The organism is Micromonospora sp. NPDC049151 (assembly GCF_040648395.1).
Classification (GTDB): domain Bacteria; phylum Actinomycetota; class Actinomycetes; order Mycobacteriales; family Micromonosporaceae; genus Micromonospora.
In genome coordinates, this window is the sequence record NZ_JBEZDP010000001.1 from 224,006 (window position 1) to 240,100 (window position 16,095).

13 protein-coding genes are annotated in these 16,095 nt (G+C 72.7%); 10 read left to right on the forward strand and 3 right to left on the reverse strand.

Translation table 11 applies throughout. From position 1 onward, the window contains the following. The first annotated feature begins 58 nt into the window (after nucleotides 1-58). The 5 genes from AB0B20_RS01115 to AB0B20_RS01135 all read left to right on the forward strand — a co-directional run bounded on the left by AB0B20_RS01115 (nucleotide 59) and on the right by AB0B20_RS01135 (nucleotide 6,478). Nucleotides 59-1,072, forward strand: coding sequence for a sugar ABC transporter permease (locus AB0B20_RS01115; protein ID WP_357467116.1), 1,014 nt, complete (start codon nucleotides 59-61; stop codon nucleotides 1,070-1,072). Further along, on the forward strand, nucleotides 1,069-1,929 hold the full coding sequence (locus AB0B20_RS01120) for a carbohydrate ABC transporter permease (RefSeq protein ID WP_357467119.1): 861 nt from the start codon (nucleotides 1,069-1,071) through the stop codon (nucleotides 1,927-1,929). Before AB0B20_RS01115 ends, AB0B20_RS01120 begins: the two co-directional genes overlap by 4 nt. Then, nucleotides 1,926-4,373 carry a glycoside hydrolase family 2 protein gene (locus tag AB0B20_RS01125; RefSeq protein WP_357467122.1) on the forward strand — a complete coding sequence of 816 codons (2,448 nt, stop codon included), beginning with the start codon at nucleotides 1,926-1,928 and terminating at the stop codon, nucleotides 4,371-4,373. The genes AB0B20_RS01120 and AB0B20_RS01125 overlap by 4 nt, the downstream gene beginning before the upstream one ends. A gap of 75 nt (nucleotides 4,374-4,448) precedes the next feature. After that, nucleotides 4,449-4,787, forward strand: coding sequence for a metalloregulator ArsR/SmtB family transcription factor (locus AB0B20_RS01130; RefSeq protein WP_091419334.1), 339 nt, complete (start codon nucleotides 4,449-4,451; stop codon nucleotides 4,785-4,787). Further along, nucleotides 4,784-6,478, forward strand: a complete 1,695-nt coding sequence (locus tag AB0B20_RS01135; protein ID WP_357467125.1) for a SulP family inorganic anion transporter — start codon at nucleotides 4,784-4,786, stop codon at nucleotides 6,476-6,478. The genes AB0B20_RS01130 and AB0B20_RS01135 overlap by 4 nt, the downstream gene beginning before the upstream one ends. Here the strand turns inward: AB0B20_RS01135 and AB0B20_RS01140 are convergent. Further along, nucleotides 6,475-7,212 carry a DUF4386 domain-containing protein gene (locus AB0B20_RS01140; RefSeq protein ID WP_357467128.1) on the reverse strand — a complete coding sequence of 246 codons (738 nt, stop codon included), beginning with the start codon at nucleotides 7,210-7,212 and terminating at the stop codon, nucleotides 6,475-6,477. The genes AB0B20_RS01135 and AB0B20_RS01140 overlap by 4 nt on opposite strands. A gap of 83 nt (nucleotides 7,213-7,295) precedes the next feature. On the opposite strand from AB0B20_RS01140, the gene AB0B20_RS01145 reads away from it, so the two are divergent. Together AB0B20_RS01145 and AB0B20_RS01150 are read left to right on the forward strand one after the other, a co-directional pair. Continuing rightward, complete coding sequence (locus AB0B20_RS01145; protein WP_357388205.1) at nucleotides 7,296-7,991, forward strand: TetR/AcrR family transcriptional regulator C-terminal domain-containing protein; 696 nt, start codon at nucleotides 7,296-7,298, stop codon at nucleotides 7,989-7,991. Nucleotides 7,992-8,035: 44 nt separating this feature from the next. Beyond that, nucleotides 8,036-8,209, forward strand: a complete 174-nt coding sequence (locus AB0B20_RS01150; protein WP_357388203.1) for a hypothetical protein — start codon at nucleotides 8,036-8,038, stop codon at nucleotides 8,207-8,209. A 92-nt stretch (nucleotides 8,210-8,301) separates the two neighbouring features. Here the strand turns inward: AB0B20_RS01150 and AB0B20_RS01155 are convergent, their stop codons facing one another. Together AB0B20_RS01155 and ilvD are read right to left on the reverse strand one after the other, a co-directional pair. Next, a complete protein-coding gene (locus AB0B20_RS01155) occupies nucleotides 8,302-9,024 on the reverse strand; it encodes a hypothetical protein (RefSeq protein ID WP_357467132.1) in 723 nt (240 codons plus the stop codon). Between the two features lie 82 nt (nucleotides 9,025-9,106). Then, complete coding sequence (ilvD, locus tag AB0B20_RS01160) at nucleotides 9,107-10,954, reverse strand: dihydroxy-acid dehydratase (protein ID WP_357388200.1); 1,848 nt, start codon at nucleotides 10,952-10,954, stop codon at nucleotides 9,107-9,109. A 110-nt stretch (nucleotides 10,955-11,064) separates the two neighbouring features. Here ilvD and AB0B20_RS01165 point away from each other — a divergent pair, with 110 nt between their 5' ends. The 3 genes from AB0B20_RS01165 to ilvN all read left to right on the forward strand — a co-directional run bounded on the left by AB0B20_RS01165 (nucleotide 11,065) and on the right by ilvN (nucleotide 16,092). After that, nucleotides 11,065-13,500 carry a bifunctional diguanylate cyclase/phosphodiesterase gene (locus AB0B20_RS01165; RefSeq protein WP_357467135.1) on the forward strand — a complete coding sequence of 812 codons (2,436 nt, stop codon included), beginning with the start codon at nucleotides 11,065-11,067 and terminating at the stop codon, nucleotides 13,498-13,500. 180 nt (nucleotides 13,501-13,680) lie between these two features. Beyond that, nucleotides 13,681-15,576: an acetolactate synthase large subunit gene (locus AB0B20_RS01170; RefSeq protein ID WP_357388196.1), complete on the forward strand. Its 1,896-nt coding sequence runs from the start codon at nucleotides 13,681-13,683 to the stop codon at nucleotides 15,574-15,576. Then, a complete protein-coding gene (gene ilvN / locus AB0B20_RS01175; protein ID WP_357388194.1) occupies nucleotides 15,577-16,092 on the forward strand; it encodes an acetolactate synthase small subunit in 516 nt (171 codons plus the stop codon). The last annotated feature ends 3 nt before the right edge of the window (nucleotides 16,093-16,095 follow it).

Below are 16,095 nucleotides of genomic sequence, written 5' to 3' on the forward strand. Positions count from 1 at the left end.
GACGGGGCGGCCCGGTCCGCCCCGTCGTCGTCCGATCTCCCGGCCCTGGAGTGAACAGATGTCCAGCACCCGTGCCGCGCCCGCGCCGCCCGGCCGCCCACCCGCGCGCAAGCCCGGCCGTACCGGCGCCGGCGACCGGCGGATGAGCTGGCGGGACCGGCTGTACCGCTTCGACATGCGCTACATGCCGTACCTGATGATCGCGCCGTTCTTCCTGCTCTTCGTCGTGTTCGGGCTGTTCCCGCTGCTGTTCAACGCGGTCGTGTCGCTGCGCAACTACCGGCTGGACGACCCGACGCTGCCGTACTGGGCCGGCACCGAGAACTTCAGCCGCCTGTTCGCCGACGAGGACTTCTGGAACGCCCTGGTCAACACGTTCGGCATCTTCCTGCTCTCCACGGTCCCGCAACTGCTGCTCGCGCTGCTCGTCGCGTCGCTGCTCAACCGCAAGCTGCGGGCGCAGACCTGGTGGCGGGTGGGCGTGCTGCTGCCGTACGTGACACCGATCGTGGCCTCGACGATGGTGTTCAGCGTCTTCTTCTCCCGCGACTTCGGCATGGCGAACTGGGCGCTCGGCCTGCTCGGCATCGGCGGCCCGGACGACCCGATCGACTGGCGGGCGGACAAGCTGCACGCCTGGATCGCCATCGCCACCATGGTCAACTGGAAGTGGATCGGCTACAACGCGCTGCTCTACCTGGCCGCCATGCAGTCCATCCCGCGCGACGTCTACGAGGCGGCGGCGATCGACGGCGCCGGGCAGTGGAAGCAGCTCTGGCGCATCACCGTGCCGATGATCCAGCCGGTGGTCCTGTTCACCGTCATCCTCTCCACCATCGGCGGGTTGCAGTTGTTCACCGAGCCGATGCTGTTCGACCCGAACGCCCAGGCCGCGACCGGCGGGCCGGACGGCGAGTGGCAGACCATCGCGCAGCTCATCTACAAGGTCGGCTGGAAGGACCTCAACCTCGGCTACGCCGCCGCGATGTCCTGGGCGTTGTTCCTGATCATCCTGGTCGTCGCCGGTCTCAACTACCTGCTGACGAACCGACTCTCCGGAGGCCGCCGGTGACGACGCGACGCGTGGTGGCCCGGGCGCCACAGGACACCCCGGCCGGGCTCTGGACCTACCTGCTGCTCGCGGTGAGCATGCTGTTCGCCGCGTTCCCGCTCTACTGGATGTTCGTCATCGCCACGAGTGACGACGAGGCGCTGGCGAAGCTGCCACCGGCGGTGATCCCCGGCGACCGGTTCCTCACGAACGTCGACGAGGTCTTCTCCCTCCAGGACGTCTACTTCGCCGCGTCGCTCGTCAACAGCGTGATCGTCTCGGCGGTGGTGACCGCCTCGGTGCTGTTCTTCTGCTCGCTGGCCGGCTTCGCCTTCGCCAAGCTGCGTTTCCGGGGCAACCGTGCGTTGATGCTGTTCGTGGTGCTCACGCTCACCGTGCCCAACCAGCTCGGCATCGTCGCGCTCTACATCGTGATGGGCAAACTCGGCTGGAACGGCACGCTGCTCGCGGTCATCGCGCCCGGCCTGGTCACCGCGTTCGGCGTGTTCTACATGCGGCAGTTCATCGTGAACACCGTCCCGGACGAGCTGATCGAGTCGGCCCGGGTCGACGGTGCCACGACCATGCGGGTGTACGCGACGATAGTGCTGCCCGCGATCCGCCCGGCGCTGGCGGTGCTCGGCCTGCTCACGTTCGTGGCCACCTGGAACGACTTCCAGTGGCCGCTGATCACGCTGAGCGGCACCGACTACCCGACGTCGATGGTGGCGGTCTCCGACCTGGCCAGCGGCAACTACGTGATCTACCGGCGGGTGCTCGCGGGCGCGTTCATCGCCACCGTCCCCCTGCTGGTCATGCTGTTCGTCGGTGGACGTCAGATCGTCCGCGGAATCATGGAAGGCGCGGTGAAGTCGTGAGCCGTCGAACACTGCTGCACGAGGGGTGGACGCTGCGGGCCGAGCGCGGCCCGGCGGTGCCGCCGGAGATCGCCGGGGCAGCGGTGCCGGCCACGGTGCCCGGCTGTGTGCACACCGACCTGCTGGCGGCCGGGCTCATCCCCGACCCGTACCTGGACGACAACGAGAACCGCCTCGCCTGGATCGGCCGCACCGACTGGGCCTACGAGACCACGTTCGCCTGGCAGCCCGGTGACGAGGACCGGGTCGACCTGGTCTGCGCCGGTCTGGACACGGTCGCCACAGTGACGCTCAACGGCGTCGAGGTCGGCCGCACCGAGAACCAGCACCGCTCGTACCGCTTCGACGTCCGCGCGCTGCTGCGCCCGGACGGCAACACCCTGGCCGTACGCTTCGACTCCCCGTACCGGTACGCCGAGGCGCACCGGGACCGGCTCGGCGACCGGCCGAACGCGTACCCGGAGCCGTTCCACTTCATCCGCAAGACCGCCTGCAACTTCGGCTGGGACTGGGGACCGACCCTCGTCACCGCCGGCATCTGGCGCGACATCGGCCTGCACGCCTGGTCCACCGCCCGGCTCGCGTCGGTGCGGCCGCTCGTCACGGTGGCCGACGGAGTCGGCCGGGTCGAGCTGTGCGCCGAGGTCGAGCGGACGTCGGACGAGCCGCTGACCGTCCGCGCCGCCGTCGCCGGGGTCACCGCCGAGGTCGCCGTACCGGCGGGGGAGCGGACCGCCGTCGTGACGCTCACCGTCGCGGACCCCGCGCTGTGGTGGCCCATCGGGTACGGCGACCAGCCGCGCTACGACCTCGACGTGAGCCTGCTCGGCGCCGACGGCCGGGAGCTGGACACCGCATCCCGGCGGATCGGGTTCCGCTCGGTACGGCTGGACACCACGCCCGACGCCCACGGCACCCCGTTCGCCCTGCACGTCAACGACGTCCCGGTGTTCGTCAGAGGCGTCAACTGGATCCCCGACGACGCGTTCCCCAACCGGGTCACCCGCGACCGCCTGGCGCGGCGGTTCGCGCAGGCAGCCGGCGCGAACGTCAACCTGCTGCGTGTCTGGGGCGGCGGCCGGTACGAGTCGGACGACTTCTACGACCTCGCCGACGCCCTCGGTCTGCTGGTGCAGCAGGACTTCCTGTTCGCCTGCGCGGCGTACCCGGAGGAGGAGCCGTTCCGCACCGAGGTCGAGGCGGAGGCGCGCGAACAGGTGACCCGGCTGGCCGGGCACCCGTCGCTGGTGCTGTGGACCGGCAACAACGAGAACATCTGGGGCTGGCACGACTGGGACTGGCAGGAGCCGCTTGCCGGGCGCACCTGGGGACGCGGCTACTACCTGGACCTGCTCCCGGCGATCGTCGGCGAGCTGGACCCGACGGTGCCGTACTGGCCGGGTAGCCCGTGGTCCGGCAGCGAGGAGCTCCACCCCAACGACCCGGCGCACGGCACCACCCACATCTGGGACGTGTGGAACACCGACGACTACACCCGCTACCGGGACTACGTGCCCCGGTTCGTGGCCGAGTTCGGCTACCAGGCGCCGCCCGCGTACGCGACGCTGCGCCGGGCCCTCTCGGACGATCCGCTCGCGCCCGACTCGCCCGGCATGGCTCATCACCAGAAGGCGGCAGACGGGGACCGCAAACTCCGGCGCGGGCTCGACGCGCACCTGCCGCCGCCAGCCGACTTCGACGACTGGCACTACCTCACCCAGCTCAACCAGGCCCGCGCCATCCAGCTCGGCGTCGAGCACTTCCGCTCGCACCGGCCGGTCTGCGCCGGCACCGTCGTGTGGCAGCTGAACGACTGCTGGCCGGTCACCTCCTGGGCGGCGATCGACGGCGACGGCCGCCGCAAACCCCTGTGGTACGCGCTGCGCCGCGCCTACGCAGACCGGCTGCTGACGGTGCAGCCGCGCGACGGCGGGCCGGCGCTGGTGGCGGTGAACGAGACAGCCGACGCGTGGACCGGTCCGGCCACCGTCACCCGGCTGACCCTCACCGGGGAGCCGAGGGCGAAGACCTCGGTCGACCTCGACGTCCCGGCGTACTCCTCGGTGGTGCTGGCGCTGCCGGCGGAGGTGGCACGGCCGGACGACGGCCGGGCCGAACTGCTCGTCGCGGGCGCCGGGGACGGCGCGGAGCGGGCGCTGTGGTTCTTCGCCGAGGACCGCGACGTGCGGTGGCCGAGGGCGGAGTGGGACGCGAGCGTCGAGCCGGTCGGCGGCGGATGGCGGGTGCGGGTGACCGCGCGGACGGTGCTGCGCGACCTGACGCTGTTCCCTGATCGCCTGGACCCGGCCGCGCGGGTGGACCGGGCCCTGGTGACGCTGCTGCCGGGGGAGAGCGCGACGTTCGTCGTGCACGCGCCCGGCCCGCTGGACGCCGACGCGCTCACCCGTCGCCCGGTGCTGCGCTGCGTCAACGACCTGGCCTGAGACGGTCACCCACATCTCCATCGATTTGAAGATTTCTGCAAGTGTTAAAGTCTTCAGAGTCGTCGGAGGTGTGTCATGTCGGTGCCGCTGTACCAGGCCAAGGCGGAGTTGTTCCGGACCCTCGGGCACCCGGTCCGCATCCGGGTGCTCGAACTGCTCCAGGACGGGCCGTTGCCGGTACGCGACCTGCTCGCCGCCATCGACGTGGAGGCGTCGAACCTCTCGCAGCAGCTCGCCGTGCTGCGCCGGGCCGGCATGGTCACCTCGTACCGGGACGGTCCGCTGGTGATGTACGCGCTCAGCACCCCCGACGTGGCCGACCTGCTCGCCGCCGGGCGGCGCATCCTCGGCGCGGTCCTCACCGACCGGGACGCCCTGCTCGACGAGCTGCGGGCCTCCGGGACGGACCGGTGAGCGCGGCGGCGGTCCTCCGCGCGAGAGACGTCCTCCGGCAGGCGGGCCGGCTGTTCCGTGGGCTGCTGCCCGGCCGGGCCGACTGGGCCGCCGTGCGCCGCTCACCCCGGCGCGACCTGCTCGCCGGGCTCACCGTCGCCGTGGTGGCGCTGCCCCTGGCGCTCGCCTTCGGCGTCACCTCCGGGCTCGGCGCGCAGGCCGGCCTGGTCACCGCGGTCGTCGCCGGAGCGGTCGCGGCCGTCTTCGGCGGCTCCAACCTCCAGGTCTCCGGCCCCACCGGGGCGATGACAGTCGTGCTCGTGCCGGTGGTGCAGCAGTTCGGCGCCGGTGGCGTGCTGATGGTCGGCGCGCTGGCCGGGCTGATCCTGATCGCGCTCGCGCTGGCCCGCCTCGGCCGGTACGTCCGCTACCTGCCCGCCCCGGTGATCGAGGGCTTCACCGCCGGCATCGCCGTGGTGATCGCGCTGCAACAGGTGCCCGCCGCGCTCGGCGTCGCCGGGGCACACGGCGAGAAGGTGTGGGCGGTGGCCGCCGACGCGGTCGCCCGGTTCGCCGCGCAGCCCCGGCCCGCCGCGATCGTCGTGGCGCTCGGCGTGGCCGCGCTGATGCTGCTCGGCGGCCGGTGGCGGCCCGCCGTGCCGTTCTCCCTGGTCGGGGTGGCCGCCGCGACGATCCTCGCCGAACTGGCCCCGATCGACCTGGCCCGGATCGGCGAGCTGCCGCAGGGGCTGCCCGCGCCGTCGCTGGACTTCGTCGACCTCGGCGCGCTGGGCGTGCTGGTGCCGAGCGCCCTGGCAGTGGCCGCGCTCGCCGCCCTGGAGAGCCTGCTCTCCGCGACGGTGGCGGACGGCATGACCGTCGGCGAGCGGCACGACCCGGACCGGGAACTGTTCGGCCAGGGCCTGGCCAACCTCGCCTCCCCGGTCTTCGGCGGCATCCCGGCGACCGCCGCCATCGCCCGTACCGCTGTCAACGTGCGCGCCGGGGCGTCCTCGAAGCTCGCCGCGCTCACCCATGCGGTCGCCCTCGCCGCGATCGTGCTCGCCGCCGCCCCGCTGGTTGGGCGCATCCCGCTGGCCGCGCTGGCCGGGGTGCTGCTCGCCACCACCATCCGGATGGTGGAGGCGGCCTCCCTGCTGGCGCTGATGCGGGCCACCCGGGCCGACGCGGTGGTGCTGGTGCTGACGTTCGCCGTCACTGTCATCTGGGACCTGGTGACGGCTGTGGTCGTCGGTCTCGCCGTCGCGGTCGTGCTGGCGCTGCGCGCGGTGGCCCGCAGCGCCAAGCTGGAGCAGGTGCCGCTGGACACCGGCGAGCACAGCGACGAGGAGCACGCGCTGCTCGCCGAGCACATCGTCGCGTACCGGCTGGACGGGCCGCTCTTCTTCGCCGCCGCGCACACCTTCCTGCTGGAGCTGGCCGAGGTGGCCGACGTGCGGGTGGTGATCCTGCGGATGTCCCGCGTCTCCACCATCGACGCCACGGGCGCCCAGGTGCTCGGCGACGCCGTCGCCCGGCTGCGCGCCCGGGGGATCACCGTGCTGCTCTCCGGCATCACCCCGGGCCACGACCAGGTGCTCAGCACGCTCGGCGTCGCCGACGAGCTGCGCCGCGAGGGCCTGGTGTTCGCGGACACCCCGGCCGCCATCCGGTACGCCCGGGGTGTCGCCCTCGCCGCGAGCCCGGCCTAGGCTGCGGTCGCGCCGGCGCCCACCTCCGCCCGCTCCTGCGCGCCTGCGCCTGCCTGCTTCCGCACGCCTGCGCCTGCCCCGGCCTGCTTCCGCACGCCGAAGACGATCAGGTAGCCGAGGATCCAGACCTCGCCCACGGTGGCGGGCAGCACCAGCAGGTCGCCGGCGATGCCGGCGCCGGGGGCGAGGTACGCGACGAACGTCATGAGCACGTAGCCGACGCCACCGGCGACGAGGATCCAGCCCAGCGGCCGGGGCAGCCAGCCCGACCGGAGCACGCACCAGCCCATCGGCACCAGCCAGAGGCCGAAGAAGAGGCCGCCCACCTCCCACAGGTTCCCGCTGACCAGGTAGAGCAGCTGGACGGTGTCGGCGTCGCCCGGCCCGCCGGTCGCGACCCGCAGGGCCGTCCCGAGCACGGCGGCACTGCCGAGGATCGCGACGGCGTTCACCAGCCCGAAGGCGGCGATGCTGCCCGCGGCGGTGCTGTCGACAGTACGGAACAGGCGGTGGAACCAGACGGCGGTGAGCGCCTGGGTGAGGACGACCAGCAGTTCGAGGGCGATGCCGGCGCGGGCCAGCGACTCGTGGGCCACCAGGTTGGCCAGTGTCGCGCCCGCGTCGTCGGCGTCGAAGAGCATCGGCCGGACGGTGAGGAACCCCAGCGCGCCGGTGACGGCGAGCCCGAGGTAGAACAGCCCGGTCACCCGGGCGGTACGGATCAGCTGTGGCATGGCGGCTCCTTGGGGGTGATCGACGGTCCGTGACTTGTTGCCTTACGTCGTAAGGCCAACCATACGTTGTAAGGTCAAGGGAGATGGAGAGCCGGATGGGAGCGCGGAAACCTCGGGAACCGCTCAGCCGTGAGCGGGCACTGGCCAGCGCGATCGCCCTGGTCGACGCCGAGGGGATGGCGGCGCTCACCATGCGCCGGCTCGCCGCCGAACTCGGCGTCGAGGCGATGTCGCTCTACCACCACCTACCCGGCAAGGCCGGACTGCTCGACGGCCTCGTGGACGCGGTCGCCGCCGAGATCACCTCAGCCGCCGAACGGGCCGAGGCGGACGCGCCCGGTGGCGACTGGCGTACCCGGCTGCGGCTGCGCTTCCTCGCCGCGCGCGCGGTCATGCTGCGGCACCCGTGGGCCCCCGCGCTGCTCAGCTCCCGCCCCACAGTCCCCGCCGGGGTGTACGCCTACTACGACGCCATCCTCGCCACGCTCGTCGACGGCGGTTTCTCGTACCGGATCGCCCACCGGGCGCTGCACGCGTTCGGCAGTATGGCGCTCGGCTTCGCACAGGAGGTGTTCCGGCCGGACGCGGGCGGGGAGGCCGACACGGCGGAGGCCGAGATGACGGCGCTGGCCGAACAGCTGCCGCACCTGGCCGCCATGGTCGCCGCCGAGACGCACGACGCGGCGGATCCGACGCTGGGCTGGTGCGACAGCCAGACCGAGTTCGAGTTCACCCTCGACCTGCTCTTCGACGGCCTGGAGCGGCACCTGCCGCGCTGACGCCCGGGCGGGTTCAGGCGGCGTCGCGCGGGTACCAGGACGACATGACTGACCCGGTTGAGCTGTCCGAACTGCACGCCGGAGGCGCCGACCCCGACGACGTCACCCCGGACGAGCCGCACGCGGACCTGGACGGCACCGACGAGAACTCGCCTGCCGAGTTCGGCCTGCCCATCGACGGCACCGCCCCGGCCCAGGAAGATCCGCCCCGTCCTTGACGCGCCCGCCGCCGTCAGCGGTGTGCGCGTCGGTGGAACGTCATGGGTGTCTGCGGGCGCGTGTGACACCCATGACGTTCCACCGGCCGGCGCTAGTTCGGCAGGGCGGCGAGGCCGGCCAGCAGCTCCCACCGCTCGGCCTCGGTGAGGATCGCGTACGCGGGCTCGTCGCGGCGATCGGTGTCCGCCTCGATCGCCGCGCGGTGCGGCCCGTCCGGCAGCGCCCGGATCTCGTCGGCGGTCAGCCCGGCGGCCCGCCACGCGGCCCGGTGCGCGTCCGCGCGGTGGTGCCGCAACGATCCCAGCCGGGTGACGAGCAGCAGCGCCGGGGAGGCGTCCTCCGGCTCGTACGGCGGGGACATCGCCCGGAACACCGGCCCGCCGGTGGCCTGCGCATGCGCCAGCACCCGGCCGACCAGCTCGGTGAGCCGGGGCACGATGCCCAGGCCGGGCAGCACCCCGGGCAGCATGGCCCACAGTTCCTCGGCGGCCTCGCCGGTGGCCCGCTGCGCGAACAGCGTCAGCTCCCGGCCCAGGTCGGTGAGGTGCCACGCGCCCTCGTCGTCCCGGACGACGACGCCCCGCGCCAGCTCCTCGTCCATGCTGCCGGAGGTGTAGATCAGGCCGTCGGTCAGCGCCTCGGCGGGCATCGGGCGGGCCAGCACTCCGGAGAAGAAGCTGTTCTCCGCGCCGAGTGTGCAGCCCCGCTCGGCGTAGAACGCCTCCATCCGGGCACGGGCTGCCCAGCGGGTGCCCACGTACACCCGGTCGATCGCCGGCCGGACCAGTCGCGCGTAGCTCACCGTCGTCTCCACGCCGCCGGACGTTACCGGCGCGCGGGCGTTAAGAAGGGCCCCCTCCTCTACCGGAGGCGTTAATAGGGGGCCCTTCCTTACGTCACTCGGGGACGCGGCGGTAGGCGCCGTCGCTGGCCGAGGTCGCCATCGACGCGTACGCGCGCAGCGCCGCCGACACCGGGCGCTGCCTGTCGAGCGGGGTGTACGGGCGGTCCCGCTTCTCCTCGGCGACCCGGCGTGCCTCCAGCTCGTCGGCGGGCACGTTCAGCTCGATCGACCGGCCCGGGATGTCGATGACGATCTCGTCGCCGTCGCGCACCAGCGCGATCAGCCCACCGGAGGCCGCCTCCGGGGAGACGTGCCCGATGGACAGGCCGGAGGTGCCGCCGGAGAACCGGCCGTCGGTCAGCAGCGCGCAGGAGCGGCCCAGCCCTCGGCCCTTGAGGAACGAGGTGGGGTAGAGCATCTCCTGCATGCCGGGGCCGCCCTTCGGGCCCTCGTACCGGATCACCACCACGTCCCCGGCGACGATCTCCTTGGCGAGGATCGCGGTGACCGCGTCGTCCTGCGACTCGTAGACCTTGGCCGGGCCGCGGAACGTCAGGCACTCCTCGGGCACACCGGCGGTCTTCACCACGCAGCCGGCCGGCGCGAGGTTGCCGTGCAGGATGGCCAGGCCGCCGTCCGCGCTGTACGCGTGCTCCCCGTCGCGGATGCAGCCGCCGGCCGCGTCGGTGTCCAGCGACGACCAGCGGTTGGTGGTGGAGAACGGCTCGGTGGTGCGCACGCCGCCCGGGGCGGCGTGGAACAGCTCGATCGCCTCGGGCCGGGCCGCGCCGCCGCGCACGTCCCAGTCGGCCAGCCACTTGTCGAGGCTGGGGGAGTGCACCGACCGCACGTCGCGGTGCAGCAGCCCGGCGCGGTCCAGTTCGCCGAGGATGGCCGGGATGCCGCCGGCCCGGTGCACGTCCTCCATGTGGTAGTTCGGCGAGTTCGGGGCGACCTTGGCCAGGCACGGCACCCGGCGGGAGATCGCGTCGATGTCGGCCACGCCGAAGTCCAGCTCCGCCTCGCGGGCGGCGGCGAGCAGGTGCAGCACGGTGTTCGTCGAGCCGCCCATGGCCACGTCGAGGGCGATCGCGTTCTCGAACGCCTCCCGGCCGGCGATCGAGCGCGGCAGCACCGAGGCGTCGTCGTTCTCGTACCACTGCTTGGCGATCTCCACGATCGTGCGCCCGGCCTCGACGAACAGCGACCGCCGCGCGGCGTGGGTGGCCAGCGTCGAGCCGTTGCCGGGCAGCGCCAGGCCGATCGCCTCGGTGAGGCAGTTCATCGAGTTGGCGGTGAACATGCCGGAGCAGGAGCCGCAGGTCGGGCACGCGGAGCGCTCGATCTCGCCGAGCTGGTCGTCGGTGACCGCCTCGTTCGAGGAGGCGATCATGGCGTCGATCAGGTCGATCTTGGAGTGGACGACGCCCTCGATCGCCACCGTCTTGCCGGCCTCCATCGGGCCGCCGGAGACGAAGACGGTCGGGATGTTGAGGCGCAGCGCGGCCAGGAGCATGCCCGGGGTGATCTTGTCGCAGTTGGAGATGCAGACCAGGGCGTCCGCGCAGTGCGCGTTGACCATGTACTCCACCGCGTCGGCGATCAGCTCCCGGCTGGGCAGCGAGTAGAGCATGCCGCCGTGGCCCATGGCGATGCCGTCGTCCACGGCGATGGTGTTGAACTCCCGGCCGACGCCGCCGGCCTCGGCCACCGCGTCGGCGACCAGGCCGCCGAGGTCCTTGAGGTGGACGTGACCGGGTACGAACTGGGTGAAACTGTTCGCGATGGCGACGATCGGCTTGCCGAAGTCGTCGTCGGTCATCCCGGTGGCCCGCCAGAGGGCCCGGGCGCCGGCCATCGTCCGACCGTGGGTGGAGGTCCTCGACCGCAGCTCAGGCATGAGGACAAGTCTGACACCATCCGCGCGGCGATCCGGCGGCGCGCGCCCTGTGTCCCAACAGTTGCACACCCGGTGCCCCACAAGAGGCGCTCATCCGGCAGAGTTGACCCGTGCAGTCGTCCCCGGGGATGGTCACCGTCGCGGCGCTGAGCGGGGTCGCCGCGACCGCCGCCACGGTGCTGCTCGCCGTGTCCGCGCGGCGCCGCACCGGCCCTCGCGGGCCGGCCCACCTGCTGCTGGCGTGCGCCGCCGGGGCGGCCCTGCTCAGCCTGCTGATCGGCCTCGGCGGCCTGCTGGCCGCCGGTGACCACTGGGCGCACCGGCAGGGCCAGCGGACCGCGTGGGCGGTCCTCGTCGCCGTCGGCACGACGCTCGCCGCGCTCGGTCTCGGCGCCGCCGTGCTGCGGCTGCCCGGCGCCACCGCGACCCGGGCCGCCACCGCCCGGCTGCTGCTCGACGGCCTGATCATGGGTAGCGCGCTCTGGTTCGTCGGCTGGGTGGCGGTCAGCGAGCCGACCCGGCTGCTCGGTGACGCCACCCCGGTCGCCTGCCTGCCGATCGTGCTGGCCACTGTGAGCGCGGCGCTCACCATCGGGCTCACCGTGATCGTCGTGCTGCGGGTCGCGCCGCGGCGCGGGTGGCTGACGCTGCTCGCCGCCGGGGCGACAGCGGTGGCGGCCGGTGGGCTGGCGGTGGCCGCCGGGCTCTGCCAGGCCGGCCCGGGCACGGTGCTCACCGGCGCCGTGCTGACCGCCGCCGGCCTGCTGGCCACCGCCGTCGCCGGGCGCCGTGCCGACCTGACGCAGCTCGACGTCGACTTCATCCGCCGCGACGGCGAGTACGCCTTCGTGCCGATGTTCGCCATGGCCGCCTCCGCGATGTACCACCTGGTGCAGGGCGGCGGATTCGACGGGTACGCCATCGTGGCCGGCACCGTCGAGGGCTTCGCCCTGGTGACCCGGCAGTATCTCGCTCTCGGCGACGTACGCGGCTACGCCATCCGGCTGGCCGAGCGGGAGGCGCACTTCCGCGAGCTGGCGCACACCGACCCGCTCACCGGGCTGGCGAACCGGCGCGGGCTGCTGCGTGCCCTGCACCGCTGCGCCGAGTCGGGCCGCCCGTGCGTGCTGCTCGGGCTCGACCTGGACGGCTTCAAGAACGTCAACGACATGCGCGGGCACGACGTGGGCGACGCGGTGCTGATCGAGGTGGGGCGGCGGCTGCGGGGCAACCTGCGCCCGGGTGACCTGGCCGCCCGGCTCGGTGGCGACGAGTTCGCGGTGCTGATGCCCGGGCCGGCCGATCCGGGCCCGGTCGCCGACCGCCTGCTCGGGGTGCTCGGCCGTCCGTACGAGCAGGGGGACGGGCCGGTCTTCCTCTCGGTGAGCATCGGGGTGGCCGCCGGCCAGGGGGAGCAGGACGTCGAGCTGCTGCTGCGCAACGCCGACCTGGCGCTGCGCTACGCCAAGCAGCGGGGCAAGAACCGGATCGAGCGCTACGACGCCACGTACGACCAGTTGCTGAGCCGGCGTACCCGGATGGAGCACGAGCTGCGCGGCGCGATCGAGCGCGACGAGCTGCGGCTGGTCTTCCAGCCGGTGGCCTCGCTGCCGTCGGTGCGGCCGGTCGGCGCGGAGGCGCTGCTGCGCTGGCGGCACCCCGAGCTGGGCAACGTGCGGCCGGACGAGTTCATCCCGCTCGCCGAGGAGTGCGGGATGATCGCCAAGCTCGGCGCGTGGGTGCTGCACCAGGCCTGCTACCAGCTCTCCCGCTGGCTGGCCGACGGGCACGACGTCTGGGTGTCGGTGAACGTCTCACCGCGCGAGCTGCACGCCCCGGAGTACGTGGTCCAGGTCGCCGACGCGCTGCGCGCGCACCACGTACCGCCGCAACGGCTGGTGCTGGAGGTGACCGAGCATGCCGTCGCCACCGACGTGGACGAGCTGATCCGGCGGCTCACCGCGCTGCGGCTGACCGGCGTGCGGATCGCGCTGGACGACTTCGGCGCCGGTTACTCGTCGCTCGGCCAGCTCCGGCGGCTGCCGATCGACATCCTCAAGATCGATCACAGTCTGGTGGCCGAGCACGAGCCGGTCCGGCCGGTCGGCCGGGACGGCCCGGCGTTCGCCCCGATGGTCGACATCGTCATGCGCCTGGGCCACCAGCTCGGGCTGGAGGTGATCGCCGAGGGCGTCACCAACCCGGCCGAGCTGGCCGCGGTCGTGGCCGCCGGCTGCCGGTTCGGTCAGGGCGCGCTGTTCGGCTGGGGCGTACCGGCCGAGCACCTGGAGGCGATGCTGGAGGCGGCGACGGCGCCCGGTAACCGGCACACGGCGATGCCGCCGGCGCCGCCCGCCCCGCCGGCGCGCACCCCGTCTCCGCTGTTACCCCGGCTGCGCGACAACCCACCCGCCCCGCGTCCCCCGATGGGGGGATCTTCGCAGGTGGCACCGGGCGCGGAGGGGGTGCCGGCGGGCGACACGCCCACGTCCGTGAACCAGAATGTGGGATCAGTTGACTCATCGCGTGAGATGCGTCAGGCTTAGCCGCATGTCGTCGAACCGGTCGCCGCGAGTACTTACCTGAGCGCACTCTCCCACCGAGAGTGCGCTGGCCCCGTGCAACCTGCACGAGGGCTTTTTTGTTGCCGTCGGACCACCGAGGGACCTCCGCGTCCCATCCTGAGAAGCGCGTCACCCACTCACTTCCGAAGGCTTTGAACCGCCATGACGAGACCCACGCCAGAGACCCTCGCCCACTCCGCCCGCCGGGCCCGCTCCGGCACCGGCGCGGCCGGTGACTCCGACCCCGCCGCCCGCCCCGGCCGTGCCGTTCCGGCGGCCGCGCACGCCGAGACGCCCGTACGGGAGACCGCCACCGCGCAGGTCTCGGGCGCCGGTTCGCTCGTGCGGTCGCTCGAGGCGCTCGGCGTCGACGTGGTCTTCGGCATTCCGGGTGGCGCGATCCTGCCCGCCTACGACCCGCTCTACGACTCCACGGTCCGGCACATCCTGGTCCGCCACGAGCAGGGCGCCGGGCACGCCGCCACCGGGTACGCGCAGGCCACCGGCCGGGTCGGTGTGTGCATCGCCACCTCCGGACCGGGCGCGACGAACCTGGTCACCCCGATCGCCGACGCGTACATGGACTCGGTGCCGATGGTGGCGATCACCGGGCAGGTGGCCCGGCCGTCGATCGGCACCGACGCCTTCCAGGAGGCGGACATCCAGGGCATCACGCTGCCGGTCACCAAGCACAACTTCCTGGTGCAGACCGCCGACGAGATCCCCCGGGTGCTGGCCGAGGCGTTCCACCTGGCCGCGACCGGCCGCCCCGGCCCGGTCCTCGTCGACATCCCCAAGGACGTGCTCCAGGCGCCGGCGACCTTCTCCTGGCCGCCCACGCTCGACCTGCCCGGCTACCGGCCCACGCTGCACCCGCACGGCAAGCAGATCCGCGAGGCGGCCCGGCTGATGACCGGCGCCCGCCGTCCGGTCCTCTACGTCGGCGGCGGTGTGCTCAAGGCCGACGCCACCGAAGGGCTGCGCAAGCTGGCCGAGCAGACCGGCATCCCGGTGGTCACCACCCTGATGGCGCTGGGCGCGTTCCCCGACTCGCACCGCCAGCACCTGGGCATGCCCGGCATGCACGGCACCGTCGCCGCTGTGTACGGCCTGCAGAAGGCCGACCTGATCGTGGCGCTGGGCGCCCGCTTCGACGACCGGGTGACCGGCAGGCTGGACTCGTTCGCGCCGGACGCGACGGTGGTGCACGCCGACATCGACCCGGCCGAGATCGGCAAGAACCGGCACGCCGACGTCCCGATCGTGGGTGACGCGCGGCACGTGATCGACGAGCTGATCGCGGCGGTCACCGCCGAGCAGGCCGCCCACCCGTCGGTGGACCTGACCGACTGGTGGGCCCAGCTCGACGACCTGCGCGAGCGGTACCCGCTGGGCTTCGAGGAGCCGGCCGACGGCACCCTCTCCCCGCAGCACGTGATCAAGCGGCTGGGCGAGATCGCCGGCCCGGACGCGATCTACGTGGCGGGCGTCGGCCAGCACCAGATGTGGGCCAGCCAGTTCATCTCGTACGAGAAGCCGCACACCTGGCTCAACTCCGGCGGCCTGGGCACCATGGGCTACGCCGTCCCGGCCGCGATGGGCGCGAAGGTCGGCAAGCCGGAAACCACAGTGTGGGCGGTCGACGGTGACGGCTGCTTCCAGATGACCAACCAGGAGCTGGCCACCTGCGCGCTGGAGGGCATCCCGATCAAGGTCGCCGTGATCAACAACGGCAACCTGGGCATGGTGCGGCAGTGGCAGACCCTGTTCTACGGGGAGCGCTACTCCAACACCGAACTGGGCACGCACAAGCACCGCATCCCGGACTTCGTCAAGCTCGCCGAGGCGCTCGGCTGCGTCGGGCTGCGCTGCGAGAACGCCGCCGACGTGGACAAGACCATCGAGGCGGCCATGGCGATCAACGACGCGCCGGTGGTCATCGACTTCGTGGTCGGCAAGGACGCGATGGTGTGGCCGATGGTCGCCGCCGGCACCAGCAACGACGAGATCATGTTCGCCAGGGGTGTGCGCCCCGCGTTCGACGAGGACGAACTCTAAATGACTATGCACACGCTGTCCGTGCTGGTGGAGAACAAGCCGGGTGTCCTGGCCCGGGTCTCCGGGCTGTTCTCCCGGCGCGGGTTCAACATCGACAGCCTCGCCGTGGGCGAGACCGAGAACCCGGACGTCTCCCGCATCACCATCGTGGTCAACGCCGAGTCCTCGCCGCTGGAGCAGGTGACCAAGCAGCTCAACAAGCTGGTCAACGTACTCAAGATCGTGGAACTGGACCCGCAGGTGTCGGTGGCGCGCGAGCTGCTGCTGGTCAAGGTCCGCGCGGACCGCGCGGCCCGCGCCCAGGTGCTGGAGACGGTCGGCCTGTTCCGCGCGCGGGTGGTCGACGTCGCGCCGGACACGCTGACCATCGAGGCCACCGGCACACCGGACAAGCTCGACGCGCTGCTGCGCGACCTGGAGCCGTTCGGCATCAAGGAGATGGTCCAGTCCGGCACCGTGGCGATCGGGCGGGGTTCGCGGGCCATCACCGCCGGACCGTCCCTGCGCGCCGCCTGATCC